Annotated in this window: 19 protein-coding genes and 1 pseudogene; 9 read left to right on the forward strand and 11 right to left on the reverse strand. The window is 71.3% G+C overall.

Annotation, left to right across the window (positions count from 1 at the left end):
• The coding region (locus AB0B48_RS16835; protein ID WP_357202015.1) for an asparaginase at positions 1–183 on the forward strand (183 nt) is incomplete at its 5' end.
• A 7-nt stretch (positions 184–190) separates the two neighbouring features.
• Here the strand turns inward: AB0B48_RS16835 and AB0B48_RS16840 are convergent.
• Positions 191–988 (reverse strand): alpha/beta hydrolase, encoded by a 798-nt coding sequence (locus tag AB0B48_RS16840; protein ID WP_357202018.1) that lies wholly within the window; start codon positions 986–988, stop codon positions 191–193.
• A 112-nt stretch (positions 989–1,100) separates the two neighbouring features.
• Between AB0B48_RS16840 and AB0B48_RS16845 the strand changes: the two are divergent.
• The 6 genes and pseudogenes from AB0B48_RS16845 to AB0B48_RS16870 all read left to right on the forward strand — a co-directional run.
• Positions 1,101–1,577: pseudogene (locus tag AB0B48_RS16845) on the forward strand (helix-turn-helix transcriptional regulator); the annotation flags it as partial.
• Positions 1,578–1,690: 113 nt separating this feature from the next.
• Positions 1,691–2,329, forward strand: a complete 639-nt coding sequence (locus tag AB0B48_RS16850; RefSeq protein ID WP_357202021.1) for a hypothetical protein — start codon at positions 1,691–1,693, stop codon at positions 2,327–2,329.
• Positions 2,330–2,400: 71 nt separating this feature from the next.
• A complete protein-coding gene (locus AB0B48_RS16855) occupies positions 2,401–2,715 on the forward strand; it encodes a DUF2516 family protein (protein WP_334507220.1) in 315 nt (104 codons plus the stop codon).
• Positions 2,712–3,599 carry an alpha/beta hydrolase gene (locus tag AB0B48_RS16860; protein ID WP_355005802.1) on the forward strand — a complete coding sequence of 296 codons (888 nt, stop codon included), beginning with the start codon at positions 2,712–2,714 and terminating at the stop codon, positions 3,597–3,599. Before AB0B48_RS16855 ends, AB0B48_RS16860 begins: the two co-directional genes overlap by 4 nt.
• A gap of 11 nt (positions 3,600–3,610) precedes the next feature.
• The gene (locus tag AB0B48_RS16865) at positions 3,611–4,348 is read left to right on the forward strand and encodes an alanyl-tRNA editing protein (RefSeq protein WP_124858939.1); all 738 of its coding nucleotides are present in this window, start codon (positions 3,611–3,613) and stop codon (positions 4,346–4,348) included.
• A gap of 55 nt (positions 4,349–4,403) precedes the next feature.
• Complete coding sequence (locus AB0B48_RS16870; RefSeq protein ID WP_357202026.1) at positions 4,404–5,318, forward strand: SDR family oxidoreductase; 915 nt, start codon at positions 4,404–4,406, stop codon at positions 5,316–5,318.
• On the opposite strand, the gene AB0B48_RS16875 is transcribed toward AB0B48_RS16870, so the two are convergent.
• Genes AB0B48_RS16875 through AB0B48_RS16895 form a run of 5 tightly spaced genes read right to left on the reverse strand, consistent with a single transcriptional unit; the run spans position 5,309 to position 9,873 of the window.
• Positions 5,309–6,277: a YafY family protein gene (locus AB0B48_RS16875; RefSeq protein WP_357202029.1), complete on the reverse strand. Its 969-nt coding sequence runs from the start codon at positions 6,275–6,277 to the stop codon at positions 5,309–5,311. The two genes, AB0B48_RS16870 and AB0B48_RS16875, sit on opposite strands and share 10 nt — an antisense overlap.
• A 23-nt stretch (positions 6,278–6,300) precedes the next feature.
• A complete protein-coding gene (locus AB0B48_RS16880; protein ID WP_357202032.1) occupies positions 6,301–6,942 on the reverse strand; it encodes a response regulator transcription factor in 642 nt (213 codons plus the stop codon).
• The gene (locus tag AB0B48_RS16885) at positions 6,939–8,207 is read right to left on the reverse strand and encodes a sensor histidine kinase (RefSeq protein WP_357202035.1); all 1,269 of its coding nucleotides are present in this window, start codon (positions 8,205–8,207) and stop codon (positions 6,939–6,941) included. The genes AB0B48_RS16880 and AB0B48_RS16885 overlap by 4 nt, the downstream gene beginning before the upstream one ends.
• Before the next feature lie 11 nt (positions 8,208–8,218).
• Positions 8,219–8,953: an ABC transporter permease gene (locus AB0B48_RS16890; protein WP_357202038.1), complete on the reverse strand. Its 735-nt coding sequence runs from the start codon at positions 8,951–8,953 to the stop codon at positions 8,219–8,221.
• Between the two features lie 11 nt (positions 8,954–8,964).
• Positions 8,965–9,873 carry an ABC transporter ATP-binding protein gene (locus AB0B48_RS16895; RefSeq protein ID WP_357202041.1) on the reverse strand — a complete coding sequence of 303 codons (909 nt, stop codon included), beginning with the start codon at positions 9,871–9,873 and terminating at the stop codon, positions 8,965–8,967.
• Positions 9,874–10,072: 199 nt separating this feature from the next.
• On the opposite strand from AB0B48_RS16895, the gene AB0B48_RS16900 reads away from it, so the two are divergent.
• Positions 10,073–10,864 (forward strand): EI24 domain-containing protein, encoded by a 792-nt coding sequence (locus tag AB0B48_RS16900; protein ID WP_357202044.1) that lies wholly within the window; start codon positions 10,073–10,075, stop codon positions 10,862–10,864.
• A 1-nt stretch (position 10,865) separates the two neighbouring features.
• Positions 10,866–11,381: an O-acetyl-ADP-ribose deacetylase gene (locus AB0B48_RS16905; protein WP_357202047.1), complete on the forward strand. Its 516-nt coding sequence runs from the start codon at positions 10,866–10,868 to the stop codon at positions 11,379–11,381.
• Positions 11,382–11,534: 153 nt separating this feature from the next.
• Here the strand turns inward: AB0B48_RS16905 and AB0B48_RS16910 are convergent, their stop codons facing one another.
• The 5 genes from AB0B48_RS16910 to AB0B48_RS16930 form a co-directional block, all read right to left on the reverse strand.
• Complete coding sequence (locus AB0B48_RS16910) at positions 11,535–12,431, reverse strand: GNAT family N-acetyltransferase (protein WP_357202051.1); 897 nt, start codon at positions 12,429–12,431, stop codon at positions 11,535–11,537.
• Positions 12,432–12,597: 166 nt separating this feature from the next.
• Positions 12,598–13,605, reverse strand: coding sequence for a LacI family DNA-binding transcriptional regulator (locus tag AB0B48_RS16915; protein ID WP_357202054.1), 1,008 nt, complete (start codon positions 13,603–13,605; stop codon positions 12,598–12,600).
• A 19-nt stretch (positions 13,606–13,624) separates the two neighbouring features.
• Positions 13,625–15,037 carry a GH1 family beta-glucosidase gene (locus tag AB0B48_RS16920; RefSeq protein WP_355005790.1) on the reverse strand — a complete coding sequence of 471 codons (1,413 nt, stop codon included), beginning with the start codon at positions 15,035–15,037 and terminating at the stop codon, positions 13,625–13,627.
• Entirely contained in the window at positions 15,034–15,867 is an 834-nt protein-coding gene (locus AB0B48_RS16925) for a carbohydrate ABC transporter permease (protein ID WP_357202059.1), read from the reverse strand. The genes AB0B48_RS16920 and AB0B48_RS16925 overlap by 4 nt, the downstream gene beginning before the upstream one ends.
• Positions 15,864–16,847: a sugar ABC transporter permease gene (locus AB0B48_RS16930; RefSeq protein ID WP_357202062.1), complete on the reverse strand. Its 984-nt coding sequence runs from the start codon at positions 16,845–16,847 to the stop codon at positions 15,864–15,866. The genes AB0B48_RS16925 and AB0B48_RS16930 overlap by 4 nt, the downstream gene beginning before the upstream one ends.
• Positions 16,848–16,976: the final 129 nt, after the last annotated feature.

The raw sequence follows: 16,976 nt of genomic DNA on the forward strand, positions 1-16,976 counted from the left end.
GCGGGGCGGGGCGCCGCCGCCGTCGCGTTGAAGATCGACGACGGCGCCGACCGGGCCCGGATGCCGGTACTGGTCTCCGCGCTGCGCCGGCTCGGCGTGGACGCTCCGGTGCTGACCGAGTACGCCGAGGTGCCGCTCTTCGGTGGTGGGGTACCGGTCGGGGCGGTCCGCCCGCTCTGGTGAGCGCGCTCTAGCTCAGGAAGTCGAGCAGTGCGGCGTTGACCGGCTCCGGGCGCTCCAGCGGCAGCAGGTGGGCGGCGTCCGGCACGTCGGGCAGTCGTACCGCGCCGGGGACCTCGGCGGCGATCCGGTCGGCGAGCCGACTGATGTCCGGCACGTCGGCCGCGCCGGCGGTGACCAGGACGGGGATCTTCAGCTCACCGAGACGACCGATCGCCGGTGGCGACAGCTCTCCCACCTCGACCGCGCCAAGCGCCAGCTCTGCGGCGAGGGCACGCTGGTCCATCTCCTGCGCGAACGCGACCAGCTCCCTGTCGACGTCCTCCGGCTGGCGTCGCGGGCCGACCACCCAGAACCGGACCTCACCGGCCGCACCGGCGACGAAGTCGTCCGGGTCGACCTCGCCGACCAGGTCGTCCCAGAGGTCGTTCGCCTCGTCGGACCACTCGTTCCCGGAGACCGCCGTGTCGAACAGCGCGAGCGCGCTCACCCGGTCGGGGTGGGCCAGCGCGGTGTCGATGGCGACCGCCCCACCGAAGGAGCAGCCGACCAGGGCGGCCCGGGGCAGGTCGAGCGCGTCCAGCAGCCCGGCCACGTCGTCGTGGTGCGTGAACGGGGTCGGGGGGAGCTCGGAGTCTCCGTAGCCGCGCAGGTCCGGAACGATCACCCGGTGCCGGGCGGCGAGCGCGGACACCTGCCCCCGCCACATCCGCCGGTCGGCGATTCCGGCGTGCAGCAGAACGACGGGCAAACCGGTGCCGGCCTCGTCGTACGCGATGCTTGCTCCATTGACTGTGATCTTGTCCACGGACGGACCGTACGGATCGGTTGAGCGGCGCGCAAACGGGGTCCTGAGACCTTGCTAACTATGGTTAGCGTTTTGCTTGCAACAGCTAGCGCGGGCGGTTAGCGTCGCTGGCATGGCCACACCCAAGGACCTTCCCGACGTCGGCGGGTTCATCCGCGATCTTCGGCGCAACGCCAAGATCTCGCTACGGCAGCTCGCCGAGCAGGCGGGGGTCAGCAACCCGTACCTCAGCCAGATCGAGCGCGGCCTGCGCAAGCCCAGCGCCGAGGTGCTCCAGCAACTGGCGAGCGCGCTGCGGGTGTCCACGCCGGCGATGTACCTGCGCGCCGGTCTGCTCGACGACAAGGAAGGCCACGGGGTGCTCGCCGCCATCGCCGTGGACGCCGACCTGACGATGGCGCAGAAGCAGTCGCTCAGTCAGATCTACGAGACGTTCCGCCGGGAGAACACCCGGCTGGCCGAGGCCGAAGCCGAGACGGCGCAGGCCGACCAGCCCGCCGATCGGGCCGCGGACCAGCCCGCCAGCCAGGCCGCGGACCTGGCCAATGTGGCCGCCACCGGCCCCACCACCGTCGGCGGCACCCCGACCGAGGCCGTGCTCGAGTCGGTCGCCGTCACCGAGGCGGGCACCGCCCCCGCCCCGGGCAGCACCAGCATCCCCCAGAAGAAGAAGGCCGCCGAGGCGGCCGAAGAGGAGACGTCATGAGCGAGCCGAAGACCAACCGCATCCCCGCCCCGATCTACGCCGCAGCCGGCGCCGGTGAACTGGCCATCGAGCAGTTGCGCAAGCTGCCGGCCGTGGTCGGCGTCCTCAGCACCCGGGTCGTCGCCGACCTGGGCGGCCGGGCCGTGCTGACCGGCTTCGAGCTGAAGCAGAAGGCCACCGAGACGCTGCGCACCGCCAACGAGACCGCCGACCTGGCGAAGCTGCGCGAGGCCGCCGACATCGACAAGCTGCGCGCCGCCGCGACCCGCAACGCCGCCCTGGTGGTCGCGGGCGCCCAGGTCGCCCAGGAGCGTGCGTTCGCGGCGTACGGCGCGCTGGTCGCCCGGGGCGAGCGGGTCGTCGGTGCCGGCGTGCTGGAGGCCGCCGAGACGGTCAACGCCGACATCGAGGCCACCGAGGCCGTGACGCCGGCCGCCACCCCCGCGGCTGCCGCCACCCCCACCGCTGCGGCCCCCACCGACGCGCCGACCCCGGCCGACGTGGCGGAGATCGCCGAGGCCAAGCCGGCCGCCGTCAAGAAGGCCGCCCGCGCGCCGAAGGCCGCCAAGCCGGTCGAGGCCCCGTCGGCGAAGCTTCCCCGGGCCACCAAGCGGACCCGTCCGGCAGCCGAGTAGTTCACCGTGGCCGCGACCCCGGTGGCGTCCTTGTCGGACGTAGCCGGGGTCGTGGACATAAACTGGCCGGCATGGCCAACGCCGCGCCGATCTTCGCCTTCGCCGTCCGTGAAGTGATCCAGCTGATCCTGCTCGTTTTCGCGCTGATCGTTCAGGGTGTCGCCCTGGTGCACGCGATCACGCAGCGCTCCGACGCCTTCCCCGCCATCGGGACGCTGCCCAAGGGCGGCTGGATCGCCATCCTGGCGGTCTGCCTCGTGCTCACCCTGCTCGGCTTCGGTCCGATCAGCCTCTTCGGACTGGTCGGCATCGCCGCCGGTCTGATCTATCTGCTCGATGTCCGAATCGGCCTCCGCGAACTCGGTGACGGCAAAGGGTTCTGGTGAGAGGTTTTCGCTGGCCGCCCCCACCCGACAGCGGGCCCCGCACCTGGGGTCCCGGGCCGGGTGGGCCGCGTACCGGCCGGCCGGCGCTGCCGGAGCCGGAGACCGAGCTGATCACCACCCCGCACGGCGTACGGCTGGAACGGCTGGTCACCGGCACCGGTGATCCGGTCACCGTGTTCGCGCACGGGTTGGGCAACGGCATCGCCACCACCCGACCGTTCGGCAGTGGGGTGAACGGTCGCAAGGTGTTCTTCCAGTTCCGTGGGCACGGCCGTTCCGAAGCCCCGGACGGGCCGTGGGACTATCTGGACCTGGCCCGGGATCTGCGGGCGATCGCCGACCTTGGCGGCGCCAGCCGGGCGTTCGGCGCGAGTCTCGGCGCGGGTGCCCTCTGCCGACTCCTCGTGGAGAGCCCGGAGCGCTTCGACAAGCTGGTCTTCTTCCTGCCGGCGGTCCTCGACGAGCCACGCGGGCCGGCCGCCCGGGAGCGCATCACCGACCTCCTGGAAGCGGTGGAGAGCGGCGACGCCTCGGCGGTCGCCGACATCGTCACGCTGGAGTTGCCCCCGGCGGTGCGTAACACCCCGGCCGGCTGGGCCTACCTGCGACAACGGCTCGACCAACTGCTCCGTGACGGTCTCGCCGACGGTCTGGCCACGCTCACCGACCAGACACCGCTGCGCCAGATCGGTGACCTGACGGCGGTCACCGCACCGGCGTTGGTGATCGGTTGCGCGGGCGACGACCTGCACCCGGTCGAGGTCGCCGAGCGGCTCGCCGTGGCGCTGCCCCAGGCCACCCTGCACGTGTACGACCGGCCCGGCGTGCTCTGGTCGGAACGCGCCGATCTGCGGGACCGCATCTCCGGCTTCCTGAACGAGTAACCTGCCCTGTCATGGGCGTCACACAGCACGGCCGGACGCACCGGCTGGACCTTGCCGACCCGACCCTGCGCGAATGGACGTGCACGGTCCTGCACTCCGATGCCGAGCAGGGCATCGTGTTGGACCGTTCGGCGTTCTACCCGGGCGGTGGTGGCCAACCACCCGACCACGGTGTGTTGCTCTGGCAGGGCGTGCAGACCCGGATCGTCGGCACCCGCAAGGGCGACGACCCCTACCTGATTCCCGCCGAGGGTGATCCGCTGCCGCCGGTCGGCACCGAGGTCGTCGGCGCGGTGGAGGACGAGCGCCGCACCCGGCTGATGCGTACCCACTCCGGGCTGCACGTGCTCTGCGGTGTGGTGTTCCGCGACTTCGGTGCGCTCGTGACCGGCAACTCGATGGAACCGGGCGAGGCCCGAATGGACTTCAACCTCCCCGAGGTGCCCCCGGACTTCAAGAGTCGCATCGAGGAGCTGGTCAACGCCGAGGTGGCCGCCGACCGCTCGGTAGCCACCCGGGTGCTGCCGCGCACCGAGGCGCTGGCCCTGCCGGACATCATCCGTACCCAGTCCAACCTCATCCCGCCGGATGAGCAGGAGGTCCGGATCGTCGACATCGTCGGGCTGGACGTGCAGGCCGACGGCGGCACCCACGTCGCCTCCACCGCCCAGATCGGCAAGGTCCAGGTCGTGAAGGTGGAGAGCAAGGGCCGGGCCAACCGCCGGGTCCGGGTCCGACTGGTCGACTAGATCGAGTACCGAATTCGGACGTCGGTTGTCAGGTATCCCTGACAACGTCGCAGGCATGACACAACCGCTAACCGGAAAGATCGCGCTCGTCGCCGGTGCCACCCGTGGCGCCGGGCGGCAGATCGCCGTTCAGCTCGGCGCGGCCGGGGCCACTGTCTACGCCACCGGTCGCAGCTCCCGGGCCGGCCGCTCCGAGATGGATCGACCGGAGACCATCGAGGAGACCGCCGAGCTGGTCACCGCGGCCGGCGGCACCGGCATCGCCGTCCAGGTCGACCACCTAGTGCCCGATCAGGTCCGCGACCTGGTCGCCCGGATCGACGCCGAGCACGGCCAACTCGACGTGCTGGTGAACGACATCTGGGGCGGCGACCCACTGGTCACCTGGGACAAGCCGGTCTGGGAGCAACCGCTCGACGCCGGCTTCCGTACCCTGCGACTGGCCGTCGACACGCACATCATCACCAGCCACTTCGCCCTGCCGCTGCTGATCCGCAAGCCCGGTGGCCTGGTGGTGGAGATGGGCGACGGCACCAAGGCGTACAACGACGAGAACTACCGGCTGTCGGTCTTCTACGACCTGGCGAAGGTCTCGGTCAACCGGCTCGCCTTCAGTCAGGCGCACGAACTGAAGCCGCACGGCTGCACGGCCGTGGCACTGACCCCCGGCTGGATCCGTTCCGAGGCGATGCTGGAGCACTTCGGAGTGACCGAGGAGAACTGGCGCGACGGGGCCGCCACCGACCCGAACTTCCTCATCTCGGAGACCCCGGCCTTCGTCGGCCGGGCGGTGGCCGCGCTCGCCGCCGACGAGGAGAAGGCCCGCTGGAACGGCAGGTCCGTCGACGCCGGCAGCCTGTCCAAGGTGTACGGCTTCACCGACCTCGACGGCAGCCAACCCGAGGGTTTCCGCTATATCACCGAGGTGGTCGACGCGGGCAAGCCGGCGGACGTGACCGGCTACCGGTAGAGCGCGGCGAGCCGCTCGGCGCTCTCCGCGAACAACCGCCGCAGCTCAGGTGGGTCGATGACCTCGACCTCGGGGCCGAGGCCCAGCAGTTGGTGGTACGCCACCGGGACCGACTCGACGGGCAGCCGCGTTACGACCCACCCCTGCCCGTCGGGCTCGTCGGCGGTGGCGACCACCTCGTCGTACACGAAGGGGGCGTCGACCAGGTGCCGGAGCTGGCGCAGGCCGGCGGGGCTCAGGCGGACGGCGACCTCGGTCCGCAGCATGGTCCGCAGGAACGACCCGGCCTGCTCGCGCCAGTGCCCGGCCAGGTCGAAGCCCTCGTCGCGGTCGAAGTGTTCGTCGCCCACCTCGACCCCGGTGACCCGGTCCACCCGGTAGGTGCGTACATCGTCGCCGACCCGACCGACCAGATACCAGACCCCGCTCTTGAGCACCAGGCCGTACGGCTGGACCTGGCGGGTCACCTCCTGGTCGCCGCGTCGGTAGCGCAGCTCCACCACAGTGTCGCCCCAGACCGCTCGGGCCAGCTCGGGCAGCCAGGGCGGTGGCGTGCTCTGCCGGAACCAGCCCGGTACGTCCAGGTGGAACCGCTGCCCGGCTCGGGCCGGCGCGTCGCGCAGTGCGGGTGGCAGTGCGGCGAGCACCTTCAGCTCGGCGGACGCGACGGCGTCGGCGAGCCCCATCTCGCCGGCCGGTCCGGGCAGCCCGGCGAGGAAGAGCGCCTCCGCCTCGTCCCGGGTCAGCCCGGTCAGCCGGGTGCGGTACCCGCCGAGCAGGCGGTAGCCGCCGGCCCGCCCTCGGTCGGCGTAGACCGGCACGCCCGCCGCGGAGAGCGCCAGAACGTCCCGGTAGACGGTCCGCTCGGAGACCTCCAACTCCCGCGCCAGCTCGCCCGCTGTCATCGACCCGCGCGACTGCAACAGCAACAGCAACGAGATCAGTCGGGACGCGCGCATCCGCCCATCCTGCCCGGTGCCGCTCACCGCCCGCCGGGCGTCAGCAACCCCCGGTCGTACGCGGTGGCCACCGCAGCGGCCCGGTCGTTGACCCCGAGCTTGGCGTACACGTGCAGCAGGTGCGTCTTGACGGTGGCCTCGCTGATGAACAGGCGGGTCGCCGCCTCCCGGTTGGAGGCGCCCCGGGCCACCAGGGTGAGCACCTCAAGCTCCCGTTGACTGAGCGGTTCCTCGGCGGGAGCGCGCAGCCGACCCATCAGCCGGCCGGCGACGCTCGGCGCCAGCACCGACTCGCCCCGGGCTGCCGCTCGGACCGCGCGAACCAGATCCTCCCGAGGTGTGTCCTTGAGCAGGTATCCGGTCGCACCTGCCTCGATCGCCGGCAGCACGTCCGCGTCCGTGTCGTAGGTGGTGAGCACCAGCACCCGGGCGGTGCTGCCGGTGCGAGCCAGCCTGCCGATGGCTGTCACCCCGTCCATGCCGGGCATCCGTAGATCCATCAGCACCACGTCCGGCTGCAGCGACGCGACCAGGGCCAACGCCTCCGAGCCGTCCGCCGCCTCGCCCACCACCTCGAAATCGGGGTCACCGGTGAACATCCCCCGCAGGCCGTCCCGCACCACCGGGTGATCGTCGACGATCAGCAGCCGAATCGGGGCGGTCAACCGGCACCTCCGGGTAGCGCGGGAACGGACGCCGAGATGGCGGTGCCGCTGCCCGGCTCGGATTCGACGGCCAACTCGCCACCGACCCTTGTCACCCGTTGCCGCATGGCGGTCAACCCGTACCCGCCGCCCGGCTCACGGGACGCCGGCTGGTCGGCGACGTCGAAGCCCGCCCCGTCGTCACGGACGTCGAGCGTGACCACGTCCGCCATGTACGACAGGGTCAGCCCGACCCGCGACGCGGCGGCGTGCCGGGCCACGTTTGACAGCGCCTCCTGGGCGGCCCGCAGCAGGGTCACCTCCACCTCCGGGTGCAGCGGGCGGGGCGTGCCGGTAGTGGCCACGTCGGCCCGTACCCCGTTCAGGGCCGACCAACGCCCGCCCAGCTCGACCAGGGCGTCGGGTAGCCGAGCCGTTTCCAACGGTTCCGGGCGGACCGCCTGCACCGAGCGGCGGGCCTCGGTGAGGCTCTCCCGAGCCAGGGCGAGCGCGTTGTCGACGTGCCGGCGCCAGTCGGCCGACCGGTCGCGGCTCTGCTCGGCCGCCTCCAGTTGGGTGATGATGCCGGTCAATCCCTGCGCCAGGGTGTCGTGGATCTCCCGCGCCATTCGTTGCCGCTCGTCCAGCACGCCGGCCTCCCGGGCCTGGGTGAGCAGCTGGGCGTGCAGCCCGGCGTTCTCATTCACCGTCTCGGTGAGCTGACGGTTGGTCTCACCGAGTTCCGCCATCAACCGTTTGCGTTTGGCGTCCTCCTGTTCGGCGATCATTGCGAACCAGCTCACCGAGCCGGCCACCACCAGGTTGAACAGCACCAGCAACAGCCACAGCGGCAGGTGCGACACCACCACCGACAGACCACCGCCCTGCGACGTGGCGACCAGGGTGGCCGTGGTGACCACGCCCGCGACGCGCCAGCGCCCGGGCAGCACCGGAAAGGCGTGGATGTACCCGATCCAGGCGAAGAAGCCGTACCACGGACTGGCCGCCACCAGCGCGGCGGCGAACGTGAGCAGCCCGGCGTAGTAGACCGCCATCGGTCTGCGCCGGCTCTGCCAGCCGGGGTGCAGGATGACGAACCAGGCGACCCAGCCTCCGGCCGCCACGGCGACGGCGAGGGTGGGCAACGCCCCGGGCTGGTCAGGTGCCGGTGCGACGAGGGCCAGCAGGGTGCCCAGAGTCAGCCCACCGAAGGGGAAGACGCGGTAGAGGACCGCCTCGCGTTCTCGCCAGCTGGCCAGACGGTCGTGCCCACCGTCGCGTGTCATCGCATCCCCGCTCACTCCCAGCGGAACAGTCTCGCCGCGCCGGCACCGGCCGCCACGGCGATCACCGCCATTATTCCCAGGTGCAGCGGCTGTGGCGCAGTGCCGGTCCAGGCGTCGAGGAGCGCCTGCACCCCGGGCGGCGTGTAGTCGCCGATCCGCGCCACGACGTCGGGGAGCAGGAACCGGGGGAGGTAGACCCCGCCGAAGAACATGGTGAGCAGGAACAGTGGGACGGCCAGGGCCTGTGCCGCCTTCGTGGTTTTGGCCACGGCGGCGACCAGCAGGCCGAGCGCCAGCAGCGCCGCCGTGCCGAGGACGAACGCCAGGGTGAAGCCGAACGGGTGCCGGGGGAGCGGCACCTCGAACGCCAACCGGCCGACGACGATGAGCAGCAACGCACTGGCCAGGATCGCGGCCAGGGCCACCACCAGTTGGGCGGCGAGCAGAGCGCCCGGGTGCGCCGGAGTGGTCGCCAGCCGACGCAGCACGCCGCGTTCCCGGTAGGTGGCCAGCGCCATGGGCATCGTGTTCACCCCCACCATGGCCAGGGTGACCACCAACAGCGACGGGGCGAAGTAATTGACGAAGTTCTGCCCGTCGAAGTTCGGATCCGGCTCGCGGAGCGAGGGAATCAACCCGAGCACCACCAGGATCAGTGTGGGCAGCCCGACTATGGTGAGCAGCGTCGGCAGGTCCCGCAGGTAGAGCCGCGCCTCGACCCTCAGAATCTGGCGGAAGGCGTGCATTGTGCTTCCTCTCAGTTGGCGGGCCGGTGCCCGGTCAGCTCGACGAAGGCGTCGTCGAGGGTGGACTGCTCCAGCCGCAGGTCCGCGGCGACGATCTGGTGGCGGGCGAGCACCGACGTGACGGCGTGCAGCAGCTCGCCGGTGCCGGTCACCACCACCTGGCTGCCGGTTCGCTGCACGGCGGACACCTCGGGCAGGTCGGTGAGGAGCCGGTCGTCGACCGGAGCTGAGGGCCGGAACCGGATCCGTTGTTCCGGAGCCACCGTCGACACCAGGCCCGCCGGGGTGTCCAGGGCGACCACCCGACCCCGGTCGATCACCGCGACCCGGTCGCAGAGCCGCTCGGCCTCCTCCATGAAGTGGGTGACCAGCACGATCGTCACCCCGCTGTCGCGGACCTGTTCGATGAGGCCCCAGGTGTCCCGGCGGGCCTGCGGGTCCAGCCCGGTGGTCAGCTCGTCGAGGATGGCGATCTCCGGGTTGCCGACCAGGGCCAGCGCGATGGAGAGCCGCTGCTTCTGGCCGCCGGAGAGCTTCTTGTACGCGGTGTTCCGCTTGTCGCCGAGGCCCAGCTTGTCGATCAGCTCGGCCGGGTCGGCCGGGTTGCGGTAGAACGAGGCGTACAGCTCCAGCGCCTCGGCCACCCGCAACCGGTCCGGCAGTTGGCTTTCCTGGAGTTGCACCCCGACCCGCTGGCGTAGCTGGGCCGCGTCCCGGCGGGGGTCGAGCCCGAGGACAGACACCCCGCCCCCGTCGGGGACACGCAGCCCGGCCACACACTCCACGGTGGTGGTCTTGCCGGCGCCGTTCGGGCCGAGAACGCCGAAGATCTCCCCGGCCTCCACGGCGAGCGACACGTCGTCGACCGCCACCAGGTCGCCGTACCGCTTCTTCAGGTGGGTCACCTCGATGACCGGCATCGTGTCGCCTTTCGCCGCCGCTGACTTCGTACCCTCAAGGGTGGTCGGGGTGGCCCGCCGGCGAATCGACCGGTCAGCGACGAACCTCGGCGTCCCCGGTGGATCGCTGCCGTCCGTCAACCGGTTGATGTGTACGGGGCGGCTCGCTGCTAGCGCTCCGCCCGGCGGATTCGATCACCGCTGGTTAGGCTGCTCGATCGTGGATGCCAGCAGAATCGCCAGCCCGGTGACCGGGGTCGTCGGACGCTTCCTCGCCGGGGCGGGGCTGCTCCTGCGTGGGTTGGGCCTCTACGTCCGCAGCCCGGGGCTGATGCTGCTCGGCATCGTGCCGGCGTTGATCTCCGGCGTGCTCTTCCTGGCCGCGCTCGCCACACTGGTGTACTTCGTGGACGATCTCGCCGCGCTGGTCACCCCGTTCGCCGACGACTGGTCGAGCACCGGACGCAGCCTGGTCCGGGTGATCGCCGGGTTGGCCTTCCTGGGGGTCGGCGGCCTGCTTGGCGTGCTCACCTTCACCGCCGTCACGCTGGTCATCGGCGACCCGTTCTACGAGAAGATCTCCGAGCAGGTCGAGCAGCGGTACGGGGGCACGCCGGGCGCTGTGGACGTGCCCTTCTGGTCGTCGCTGCGCCGTAGCCTCGCCGACTCGGTACGCCTGCTGGCGCTCACGGCGTTGGTCGGCATCCCGCTCTTCGTCGCCGGCTTCATCCCGGTGGTCGGCCAGACCGTCGTCCCGGTCATCGGGGCGGCCGTGGGCGGGTGGTTCCTCGCCGTGGAGTTGGTAGGTGCACCGTTCTACCGACGGGGGATGCGGCTGCCGCAGCGCCGGACGATCCTGAAGGCCGACCGACCCACCGCGCTCGGCTTCGGAGTGGCCGTCTTCCTCTGCTTCCTGATCCCACTCGGCGCGGTGTTGATCATGCCGGCGGCGGTCGCGGGCGCCACCCTGCTGGCCCGCCGATCGCTCGGCCAATCCATCGAGAAGGACTGACGTGGAGATCACCCTGGTCGAGGGCGACATCACCGCCCAGCGGGTCGACGCCATCGTGAACGCCGCGAACTCGTCCCTGCTCGGCGGCGGAGGGGTCGACGGTGCCATCCACCAGCGCGGCGGGCCGGCGATCCTCGCGGAGTGCCGGGCGTTGCGGGCGTCCCGCTACGGCAGGGGCCTGCCCACCGGGCAGGCGGTGGCGACGACGGCCGGGGAGCTGCCGGCCCGCTGGGTGATCCACACCGTCGGGCCGGTCTGGTCGGCCACGGAGGACCGGTCGGCGCTGTTGCGCGACTGCTACGCCAACAGCCTGCGGGTGGCCGACGGACTGGGCGCGGCCGTTGTGGCCTTCCCGCTGATCTCTGCCGGCATCTACGGCTGGCCGGTCGACGACGCGGTCCGCCAGGCCCTGACGGTGCTGCGCCCGGCCACCCCGACAACAGTCACCGAAGCCCGCCTGGTGCTGTTCGAGGCGGATACCTACGCCACCGCCCGCAGAATCTTCGAAACACCCTGACCTCGCCCCGCCCCGCCCCGCCCCGCCCTCGCCCCGCCCTCGCCCTGCCCCGCCCCGCCCCGCCGATCTTGCAGTTTCGGTTGTCGACATGAGGGCCTGTGTCCCTTGTGTCGGGACAGGAAGTGCAAGATCGACGCAGGGTGTGCCGTCAGATCAGGTCAGGTCGGACAGGCAGGACCACTCGGATGCCACCGGGCGGTAGCCCAGCCGGGTGTTGATCGCGAGCATCGGCCCGTTCGCCTCGTCGTTCGAGGTGTACGCGACGCGCACGCCGTTCGCGGCGGCCCGGTGCAGCGCTGCCGTCTTGGCGAGCCGGGCGAGGCCCCGCCCCCGGTACGCCGGGAGACTGCCGGTGAAGTCCGACCACATCCGGTCCCCGTCCCGCTTCACCAGGCTGAAGGCGGCCACCTCCCCGTCGACGTCGACAGCGGTGCTGGACTCCTTGTCCAGGCCCAGGTTGTCCCAGACGTCGTACTGCCAGCTCTCGTAGCTGATCGAGTCGACCGGTACGTCGCCCGGCTCGTCCAGCGCTGCCGCCACGTCCGCCGCATAGAGGCGATGCGGGTCGAGGTCGGAGATCGGGAGCAGCCGTACGCCCGGCGGCGGCTCCGGCAGCTCGGGTGCCGGGTTCAGTTCGAGCGCAGAGAAGCGCAGCTCACGACTGGGCTCGTAGCCGTGTCGGCGGGCGAACGGCAGCGCCTCCGGTTGAGCGAAGGCGCGGAGCCGGCGGACCCCCAGCGGGGCAAGGTGACCTGTCGCGGTCGTCAGCAGCGCGGTGCCGATGCCGCGCCGCCGGTGCTCCGGGTGCACGTGCAGGAGGGAGATGTCACCGAAGCCCGCCGTCGAGGTCGACGCGTTGCGTTGCGCCGTCACCCAACCGACGACCTGGGCATCGACCTCGGCCACGAAGGCGACCCAGTCCCGGCCCGGTACCGGATCGGCGATCATCTTCCGGGTCGACTCGACGCCGCGCACCTGGTACGGGAAGACGATCGCCCGCAGCGCCACCACGCCCGGAGCATCGTCCGGCTGCGCAACACGAATGCGCACGTCAGGCCCCCATCCGTACGGCCGCGAGGACGGCCTCGACCTCGACGAGTTGGTGGGAGCAGCTGAGCAGTGCGACAGGATCCGGCATGTCGGCGAGGCTAACCAAGATCGTCTGCCCCAGCGATGCATTAACCGCGTGCTCCCGCACCGGCCACCGACCAGCAGGTCAGGCGGAGGCCCGACGGATCAGCTCGGTGGGCAGCATGATCGCCTGCTCGATGGTCTCCCCGGCGGCCAGCCGGAGCAGTTGGCGGGTCATCCGGCGGCCGAGCTCCACGATCGGCTGCCGGACGGTGGTCAGCGGCGGCTCGGTGTAGGCGGCTGTCTCGATGTCGTCGAAGCCGACCACCGCCACGTCGTCGGGCACCCGCCGACCTGCCTCGCGCAGCGTCCGCAGGGCGGCGTGCGCCATCAGGTCGGAGGCGGCGAAGACGCCGTCCAGGTCGGGGTGCTCGGTGAGCAGGTGCCGCATCGCCGCCGACCCGGACTCCCTGGTGAAGTCACCGATGGCGACCATCTCGGGCAGCCCCGCGTCGGCGACAGTGCTGCGGTAGCCGCTGAGCCGTTCGATCCCGGCGACCATGTCCTGTGGCCCGGCGATGGTCGCGATCCGTCGACGACCGCTGTCGATCATGTGCCGGACGGCCGCGGTCACCCCGGCCACGTGGTCGACGTCGACGTACGGGACGGGCACGTCGCCGAGCGGCCGACCGCTGACCACCACCGGGATGCCGAGTCGGGCCAGCGTGCCGGGCAGCGGGTCGGCACCGTGCAGCGACGCGAAGAGCACGCCGTCGACGTGCCGGCCGGTGGTGTACCGCTCGACCCGGTGGTGCCCGGCCGGCGAGCCGGCGAGCATCAGCACCAGTTGCTTGTCAGCCGCCTCCAACTCCTGGCTGACGCCCCGGATGATGCCGGGGAAGACCTGGTCGTCGGAGAAGACCCGGGTGGCCGCCTCCGGCATGACCAGGGCGATCGAGTCGGTGCGCTGGGTGACCAGGCTGCGGGCCGCCAGGTTGGGGACGTACCCCAACTCGGCGACCGCCCGGGTGACCGCCTCGCGGATCGGCTCGGCGACGGTGGTGGAGCCGTTGACCACCCGGGAAACGGTGGCGCGGGACACTCCGGCCCGCGCTGCCACCGCTTCGAGCGTCGGCCGCTGCGCCGTCGTCATCGCGCTTTCCCCCCGCTCGTCACAGCCCGTTCCGGGAGATCACCTCCTGGTACCACCGGGCGCTGGCCTTCGGTGTGCGCCGCTGGGTCAGGTAGTCGACGTGCACGATCCCGAACCGCTTGCGGTAACCCTCCGCCCACTCGAAGTTGTCCAGGAATGACCATACGAGATAACCGCGCAGGTCCACGCCCCGGGAGATCGCCTCGTGCGCCGCGCGGAGGTGCCCGTCGAGGTAGGCGATGCGATCGGCGTCGATCACCTGCGTCGGGCCGTCGGGCGAGTCGGCGCCGGGCTTGTCGGGGAACGCCGCACCGTTCTCGGTGATCAGCAGCGGCACACCGGGGTAGTCGGCGGCGATCCGCTCCAGCAGCCGGGTGAGCCCGGTCGGTTCGATCATCCAACCCATGTCGGTGAGCGGCCCGGCCGGTGGCAGGAAGTGCACAGCGCCCTCGGTGCCCGGGTACGCGCCGTTGCCGCCGCCGTCGGGCCGACCGGCGACGTAGGTCGGGGCGTAGTAGTTGATGCCGAGCAGGTCGATCGGGGCGGCGATCACCTTCTCGTCGCCGTCACGGATGAACGTCGGCTCGACGATCCGGGCCACGTGCTCGCGGACGTCGTCCGGGTAGCCGCCGGCCAGCAGCGGGTCGAGGAAGATCCGGTTGTGCAGGCCGTCGACCAGGCGGACCGCGGCGGCGTCGGCCGCGCTCTGCGGGTCGGCCGGGCGTACGTCGGCCGGGTTGACGGTGACGCCCACGCTGCGCGCGCCGGCCGCCCGCAACGCCCGCGCCGCCAGGCCGTGCCCCAACAGCAGATGGTGTACGGCGGTGAAGGCCGCCGCCGGATCCTGCTCGCCGGGAGCGTGCAGGCCGTTGGCGTAACCGAGGTAGGCCGAGCACCACGGCTCGTTCAGCGTGGTCCACACGTCGATCCGGTCGCCGAGGCGGGCGTACACCGCTGTGGCGTAGGTGGCGAAGTGCTCGGCGGTGTCCCGGTTGGTCCAGCCACCCCGGTCGCCCAGGGCCTGCGGCAGGTCCCAGTGGTAGAGGGTGACGATCGGGTCGATTCCCCGGTCGAGCAGCGTGTCGGTGAGCCGGTCGTAGAAGTCCAGTCCACGGGGGTTGGCAGGGCCGGTGCCGTCGGGCTGGATCCGCGGCCACGCCACCGAGAACCGGTACGCCCGCAGGCCCAGCTCGGCCATCAGCGCCACGTCGTCCGCGTACCGGTGGTAGTGGTCGCAGGCGACGTCGCCGGTGTGACCCTGGTACACCTTGCCCGGCGTACGGCTGAAGGTGTCCCAGATGGACGGACCGCGACCGTCGTCGCGTGCCGCGCCCTCGATCTGGTACGCGGCGGTGGCCGTCCCCCAGAGGAAGTGTTCGGGAAACCGGATCTCGTTGCCGGGCCGGTTGGTTGACTCGCTCCGCTCGTTCACGCCTTGACCGCACCTTCCATGATTCCGCCGATGATCTGCCGGCCGAACAACACGAAGACCAGTAGCAGGGGCAGCGTCGCGATGGCCGTTCCGGTGAACACCTGCGACATGTCCTGGTAATACCCGTCCGACAGTGCGCGTAGGGACAGTTGCACTGTTGGATTCGTCGGGTCGTTCAGTACAGCGTACGGCCAGAGGAAGTCGTTCCAGGTGGTCATGAAGGTGAGCAGACCGAGGACGGCGGCGGCGGGACGCAGGGCGGGCACCACGACATGCCACCAGATCCGGGCGGTGCCGCAGCCGTCCATGCGGGCGGCCTCGATCAGTTCGTCGCTGATGGCCTGGCCGGCGTACTGCCTCATCATGAACACCCCGAACCCGGTGACCAGCACCGGGACGATGACCGCGGGCAGCCGGTCGTTCCAGTGCAGCTTGCTCATGAGCAGATAGAGCGGGATCACGCCGAGCTGCGTCGGCACCATCATGGTCGCGATGATCACCAGCAGCATGGCGTTACGGCCGCGGAACCTGAGCTTGGCGAAGGCGAACCCGGCCAGGCTGGAGAAGAACACCACGGAGACGGTCACAGTGGTGGCGACGACCGCCGAGTTGATCAGGCCGGTCATGAAGTACGCGTCGGTGTTGTCGAACAGGCGGGCGATGTTCGCGCCCAGGTTGCCGCCGGGGGTGACCGGGGGTGGCAGTTGGCCCATCGCGTCGTTGCTGCGGCTGGCGACGACGAACATCCACCAGATCGGAAACACCGACAGGCCGGCGGCGACGACCAGGGCGAGGTAGGTGAGCGGGCTGGCCCGCCAGAGTCGGCTCATCGCGCGGCTCCCTTCTGCGATCGGTCCCCGCCACCGAGGCGGCGCAGGATGAGCACGTTGACCGCCGCGACGATCGCGATGAGCGCGAAGAGCAGCCAGGCCACTGCCGAGCCGTACCCGAAGTTGTAGTGCGGGGCGAACGCGTTCTCGAACATGTACATGGTCAGCGTCTGCGACTCGCGCAGTGGCCCGCCGCGGATCGGGTTGGTGCCGGAGTTGAACATCCGGGGCTCGGTGAAGAGTTGCAGGCCGCCGATGGTGGCGATGATGGTGCAGAAGATGATCGTCGGCTTGAGCATCGGCACGGTGACCGACCAGAACTGTCGGGCCCGGCTGGCGCCGTCGATCGCCGCCGCCTCGTACAGGTCGCGGGGGATGGCCTGCATCGCGGCCAGCAGGATCAGCGCGTTGTAGCCGGTCCACCGCCAGTCGACCATGGCGGAGATGGCCACCCAGGACGCCAGCCGGTTGGACTTCCACTCGATCGCGTCCAGCCCGACCAGGTCGAGCAACCAGTTGATCATGCCGAACTCGCGGCCGAAGAGCACCCCGAAGACGATCGCCACCGCGGCCGTGGACGTGACGTTGGGGACGAGCACCGCCATCCGCCAACCGGTACGCGCCCGCAGGCCGCGGTTGAGCAGGTTGGCCAGCCAGAGCGCGGCGAGCAGTTGCGGGACGGTCGAGATCACGAAGATCCCCAGCGTGTTGACCAGCGCGTGCCAGAAGTCGGCGTCGGCCAGCAGCCGGGTGTAGTTCTCCGCCCCGACAAAGGGGCGGTCGACTCCGAGCAGGTCCCAGTCGTGCAGCGAGACCCAGAAGGTGTACGCCAGCGGGTACGCCCCGAAGACGCCGAAGATCAGGAAGAACGGGGCGATGTAGAGGTACGGCGAGAACCGGGTGTCGAGCCGGCTGAGCCGACCTGACGGGCGCTGGGGTGCCGGTACGACCGGCGGACGGGCGTCGAGCTGGACGGTCATGCCCGGAAACTCCTTTCCGCCGTGGGGGGGGGGCGCCGTGGGGGGGGGCCGCCCCCCCCCGGGGGGGGGGTGGTGGGGGGCGCGGGCGGTGCGGGGGTGCCCACCGGCGGCCCGCCCGCCGCGGGGCGG

The sequence above is a fragment of the Micromonospora sp. NPDC049089 genome (assembly GCF_040648775.1).
GTDB lineage: Bacteria > Actinomycetota > Actinomycetes > Mycobacteriales > Micromonosporaceae > Micromonospora.